The sequence below is a fragment of the Streptomyces sp. ATLC9 genome, assembly GCF_057196705.1.
The window spans coordinates 1-5,393 of the sequence record NZ_JBXUOY010000320.1 but is presented as its reverse complement, the minus strand read 5'-3'; the positions used below and the strand labels follow the sequence as shown (position 1 = coordinate 5,393).

Sequence of the window (5,393 nt, the reverse complement as noted above, 5' to 3'; positions counted from 1 at the left end):
CGCCGGTACCGGCGCGCGGCGGCCCTGACGGCCGTACAGCGGCTCAGCTCGTCCAGAAGTCCCACCAGCGGGTCAGGATCAGCATGCCGATGACGCCGACGTGGACCGCCGGGATCACCCAGTGGAACTCCCGCACGCCCTCGCGCAGCCAGGCCGGGGCGGGCAGGAAGCCGTTGTGGATGTTGCGGAAGGTCGTGTACCAGAACATCAGCAGGGTGGCGACCCAGGCCAGGTTGCACCACAGGCACAGCGCGCCGATGTTGTACAGCGACTGGTACATCAGCCAGGTGCAGAAGCCGACGCCGAAGAGCATGCCGGCGTTCATGGTCAGCCAGTACCAGCGGGGGAAGCGCGCCCCGGCCAGCAGGCCCATGCCGACGGCGACGATCATGCCGTAGGCGACCAGGCCGAGCACCGGGTTGGGGAAGCCGAACGCCTCGGCCTGCGGGCTCTCCATCACGCCGCCACAGGAGACGATCGGGTTCAGGTCACACGCCATGTCCAGCGTGTCCCCGGCGAGCTCGGCCTCCAGCAGCCTGAACTTGTCGACCGTGATCACCCACGCGGCGAGCACCCCGGCCAGACCGGTGATCACCAGCAGCAGGGCGTAGGCGCGCCCCGCGCCCACGGCGCCCCGTGCGGGCGGCCCGCCGCCGTCGTCGCCGGTGCGGGCCGCTTCGTCCCGGGGTGCCGTGGTCATCGTCATGGTCGAGTCATCCCGTCGTCTCGGGTGGGGTTCTTCATTGTGCACAACGCACAACGAGTCAGACGAGATTCCGTCGCAGTTCCGCCACCACACCGTCCAGCGGCACCGGGACCTGCTCGCCGCTGCCGAGGTCCTTGACCTGGACGACCCCCTCGGCCAGATCCCGCTCCCCGGCCACGACGGCGTACGCCGCCCCCGAGCGGTTGGCCGACTTCATGCCGTTCTTCAGACCGCGGCCGCCGTAGGCGAAGTCCGTGGCGATCCCCTGCCGGCGCAGCTCGGTGACCACCCCGAACAGCGCGCGCCGGGCCTCCTCCCCCAGCGGGACGGCGAAGACCTGGGTGCGCGAGGGCTGCGGGAGCTCCACACCCTCGGCCCGCAGGGCCAGGACCGTGCGGTCCACGCCCAGCGCCCAGCCCACCGACGGCAGCGGCGGGCCACCGATCATCTCCGACAGGCCGTCGTAGCGGCCGCCGCCGCCGACGGCGGACTGCGAGCCGAGTCCGTCGTGGACGAACTCGAAGGTGGTGCGGGTGTAGTAGTCCAGGCCGCGCACCAGCTTCTGGTCGTCCTCGAACTCCACTCCGGCCGCCGTCAGCAGCCCGCGCACCTGCTCGTGGTACCCCTTGCACGCCTCGCACAGGTGGTCGGGCATCATCGGCGCGCCGGTGAGCTGCTTCCGCACGGCCTCGCGCTTGTCGTCCAGCACGCGCAGCGGGTTGATCTCGACGCGGGCGCGGGTGTCCTCGTCCAGGTCGAGTCCGCGCAGGAAGTCCTGGAGGGCCGCGCGGTAGACCGGGCGGCACTCGCGGTCGCCCAGGGAGTTCAGCAGCAGCCGGAAGTTCCTCAGCCCCAGCGAGCGGTACGCGTCCACAGCCAGGATGATCAGCTCGGCGTCCAGAGCCGGGTCCTCGGCGCCCAGGGCCTCGGCGCCGACCTGGGAGAAGTGCCGGTAGCGACCGGCCTGGGGGCGCTCGTAGCGGTACTGCGCGCCGGAGTACCAGACCTTCACCGGCAGCGCGCCGCGGTGCAGGTTGTGCTCCAGCACGGCGCGGACGACCGGCGCGGTGCCCTCGGGGCGCAGCGCCAGGCGGCTGCCGCCCTTGGTGGTGAGGGTGTACATCTCCTTGGTCACGATGTCGGTGGACTCCCCGACACCGCGGGCGAACAGCTCGACGTTCTCGAAGCCGGGGGTCTCGATGTAGCCGTAGCCGGCGCGCTTCAGCGGCGCGGCGATCGCCTCGCGCACCGCCAGGTGGTCGGCCGACTCCGGAGGGGTCAGGTCGTAGGTGCCCTTGGGGGCGGAGAAGGTGCTCACGTCTTCTTCGTCGTCACATTCCTCGTCGGGGGGCGGCGGCGCCCCCTGTGCCGAACGGGCCGCCGGCGGCCACCTCCCGCAGGAACGGGTTGGCGGCGCGTTCGCGGCCGATGGTGGTCTGGGGACCATGGCCGGACAGCACCACGGTCGAGTCGTCCAGGGGCAGGCACACGCGTGCCAGCGACCGCAGGATCTCGGCGTGGTCGCCGCCGGGCAGGTCGGTGCGTCCGATGGAGCCGGCGAACAGCAGGTCGCCCGAGAACAGCACCGGCGGTACGTCGGCCTGCTCGGGCGTCCGGAAGGTCACCGACCCCCTGGTATGGCCCGGCGCGTGCGAGACGGTCAGCTCCAGTCCGGCCAGGGACAGCACGGCGCCGTCGGCCAGTTCCTCCACGTCGTCCGGCTCCCCCACGGAGAGCTCGCCCATCAGCGGCTGCCCGATGGAGCGGCCCAGCCACTTCTCGGGGTCGCTCATCATCTCCCGGTCCTCCGGGTGGATCCAGGCGGGCACGTCGTGCGCGCCGCACACCGGGACCACGGAGGCCACGTGGTCGATGTGGCCGTGGGTGAGGACGACGGCGACCGGCTTGAGGCGGTGTTTGGCCATGGCCTCCTCGACGCCTTCGGCGGCCTGGTGGCCCGGGTCGATGATCACGCACTCCTCACCCGCGGCGGGGGCGACCAGATAGCAGTTGGTCCCCCAGGCCCCGGCGGGGAACCCGGCAATGAGCACGATCGTCCTTCGGTCGTCCGGCAGGGATGCCGCGGCCGTCGGAACCGGCCTCCGGCAGCGGTTACAGAGCCTACCGGCGACGGGACGGAGCCCGCGAACCCGTATCCCGTATACCGTACGGCCCAAGCTGTGGCACACGTGTGCGTACGCACGCCTCGTACAGACGCCCCGTAGGATTCGAAGGAGACGACCCGTGGTCAGCAGTGAGCAGCGGCGCAAGCAGCTCGCCCGCGAGAAGTACCTGCGTCAGCAGCAGAGGCGGGCCGAGGCACGGCGCAAGGGACGGATCCGCAACGCCTCCATCGCGGGCGGCCTGGCCCTGGTCCTGGCGGCCGGCGGCGCCTACGCGGCCGCGGGCGGCCTGGCCGCGGACGACGAGAAGACCGACAACGCCTCCGCCGAGCCCTCCACCCCGCCCACCAGCAAGGCCCCGGACCCGTGCGAGAAGCCCGCGGAGGGTGAACCGAGCGGGAAGCACTGGGAGAAGGAGCCGAAGATGTCGATCGACACCTCGGCCGCCTACACGATGAAGCTGGAGACCACCTGCGGCGACATCGAGATCGAGATGGACGCCGCCAAGACGCCCCGCACCGTGAACTCCTTCGAGTTCCTGGCCGGCGAGGGCTACCTCGACCACTCCCCGTGCCACCGCCTGGTCAACCAGGGCATCCACGTGCTCCAGTGCGGCGACCCGACCGGCACCGGCACCGGCATGTCGGAGGACGGCAAGATCCAGCAGCCCGGCTACACCATCCCGGACGAGAACCTCGACGACCCGAAGGTGAAGAAGGGCACCTATCCGGCGGGCACGGTCGCCATGGCCAACCGGTACAACGCCCAGACCGAGGAGAACCGGGACAGCGGCGGCAGCCAGTTCTTCCTGGTCTACGAGGACAGCCAGCTGCCCCCGGACTACACCCCGTTCGGCACCGTCACCAAGGGCATGGACGTGCTGAAGAAGATCGCCGACGCCGGTATGACACCGGACCCGCAGACGGGCAACACCAAGCCGAACGCGACCGTGGTGATCGACAAGGCGACGGTACGGAAGCGGTGACCTCCTGGCGACCGGTGCCGAGCCCGTGCCGAGCGGCCGCTCCCGGGCTGCCCAGCGCCCGGATTTCGGTCGCCCTGGGTGCGGACAGGGCGGGCACCGGTCGCCTATGTTGGGCGTTGTACGGGGTGCCTGCGCCGACGGCCGGGCGAACCCTTCGGCCGGGCCGTTCCCATCCGGCTGCCGGCCGTATGACAACTGTGGACGATGCCGGGGAGCCCACGCCTCCCGTCGGCATCATGTGGAGGAGGCGCTGTGAGCAGCGACCCGTGGGGCCGCGTCGATGAGACGGGGACCGTTTACGTGCGTACCGCCGACGGCGAGAAGGTCGTCGGCTCGTGGCAGGCCGGAGCCCCCGAGGAGGCCCTGGCCTACTTCGAGCGCAAGTACGACGGCCTGGTCGTGGAGATCGACCTCCTTGAGCGCCGGGTGAAGACCACCGACCTGTCGGCCAAGGACGCCCTGGCCGCCGTCGGGCACCTGCGGCAGCAGGTCGGGGAAGCGCACGCGGTGGGCGATCTGGAAGCCCTCGGCAGGCGGCTGGACCAGCTCACCGAGCTGATCGAGACCCGCCGGGAGGAGCGCAGGGCCGCCCGGGCGCGGCAGGCCGACGAGGCGCGCGGCGCCAAGGAGGCGCTGGTCGCCGAGGCCGAGGAACTCGCCGCCAGCGACCAGTGGCGTGCCGCCGGGGAGCGGCTGCGCGCCCTGGTGGACACCTGGAAGGGCCTGCCCCGGCTGGACCGCAAGTCCGACGACGAGCTGTGGCACCGCTTCTCGCACGCCCGCTCGGCCTTCTCCAAGCGGCGCAAGGCCCACTTCGCGTCGCTGGACGCACAGCGCGAGGAGGCCCGGCGGCGCAAGGAGAAGCTGGTCGCCGAGGCCGAGTCCCTGTCCGGCTCGACGGACTGGGGGCCGACCGCCGCCCGCTACCGCGAGCTGATGCAGGACTGGAAGGCCGCGGGCCGGGCCCAGCGTGAGCACGAGGACAAGCTGTGGCAGCGCTTCCGCGGCGCCCAGGACGTCTTCTTCGCCGCCCGCGGCGAGGTCTTCGCCGAACGGGACGCCGAGCAGCGGGAGAACCTGGCCCGCAAGGAGGAGCTGGCCGCCGAGGCGGAGAAGCTGCTCCCGGTCACCGATCTGAAGGCGGCCCGTGCGGCCTTCCGCGCCGTCAACGAGCGCTGGGACGCCATCGGCCATGTCCCCCGGGACGCCCGGGCCGGAATCGAGGGCCGGATGCACGCGGTGGAGCGGGCGATCCAGGAGGCCGAGGAGGCCGAGTGGCGCCGCACCAACCCCGAGGCCCGGGCGCGGGCGGAGGGACTGACCGGCCAGCTCCAGGATGCCGTGGACAAGCTCCGCGCGCAGATCGAGAAGGCCCGCGCGGCCGGCAACACCGCCAGGGCTCAGAAGCTGGAGCGGGAGCTCGAGGGCCGCCAGGCCCTGCTGGACCAGGCGCTCAAGGGGCTGCGGGAGTTCAGCGGCTGAGGAAGCGGTGCGCGCGGGGGGGGGGGGGGGGGGCGGGGGGGGCGGGGGGCGCGCACAGCTTGGTGGGGGCGGGGGGCCCCTGCCCCCCGCCCCGGCC

Annotated in this window: 5 protein-coding genes; 2 read left to right on the top strand and 3 right to left on the bottom strand. The window is 72.2% G+C overall.

The features are described from left to right. Positions 1 to 43 precede the first annotated feature (43 nt). From AC2CJA_RS23585 to AC2CJA_RS23575, 3 genes are all read right to left on the bottom strand, one after another. Positions 44 to 700, bottom strand: coding sequence for a vitamin K epoxide reductase family protein (locus AC2CJA_RS23585; RefSeq protein WP_484604696.1), 657 nt, complete (start codon positions 698 to 700; stop codon positions 44 to 46). 64 nt (positions 701 to 764) lie between these two features. Then, a complete protein-coding gene (hisS, locus tag AC2CJA_RS23580; protein WP_484604695.1) occupies positions 765 to 2,024 on the bottom strand; it encodes a histidine--tRNA ligase in 1,260 nt (419 codons plus the stop codon). Positions 2,025 to 2,037: 13 nt separating this feature from the next. Further along, positions 2,038 to 2,757 (bottom strand): MBL fold metallo-hydrolase, encoded by a 720-nt coding sequence (locus AC2CJA_RS23575; protein WP_484604694.1) that lies wholly within the window; start codon positions 2,755 to 2,757, stop codon positions 2,038 to 2,040. Between the two features lie 193 nt (positions 2,758 to 2,950). Here AC2CJA_RS23575 and AC2CJA_RS23570 point away from each other — a divergent pair, with 193 nt between their 5' ends. Together AC2CJA_RS23570 and AC2CJA_RS23565 are read left to right on the top strand one after the other, a co-directional pair. Beyond that, entirely contained in the window at positions 2,951 to 3,814 is an 864-nt protein-coding gene (locus AC2CJA_RS23570) for a peptidylprolyl isomerase (RefSeq protein ID WP_484604693.1), read from the top strand. A gap of 252 nt (positions 3,815 to 4,066) precedes the next feature. Further along, a complete protein-coding gene (locus tag AC2CJA_RS23565; protein WP_484604692.1) occupies positions 4,067 to 5,296 on the top strand; it encodes a DUF349 domain-containing protein in 1,230 nt (409 codons plus the stop codon). The last annotated feature ends 97 nt before the right edge of the window (positions 5,297 to 5,393 follow it).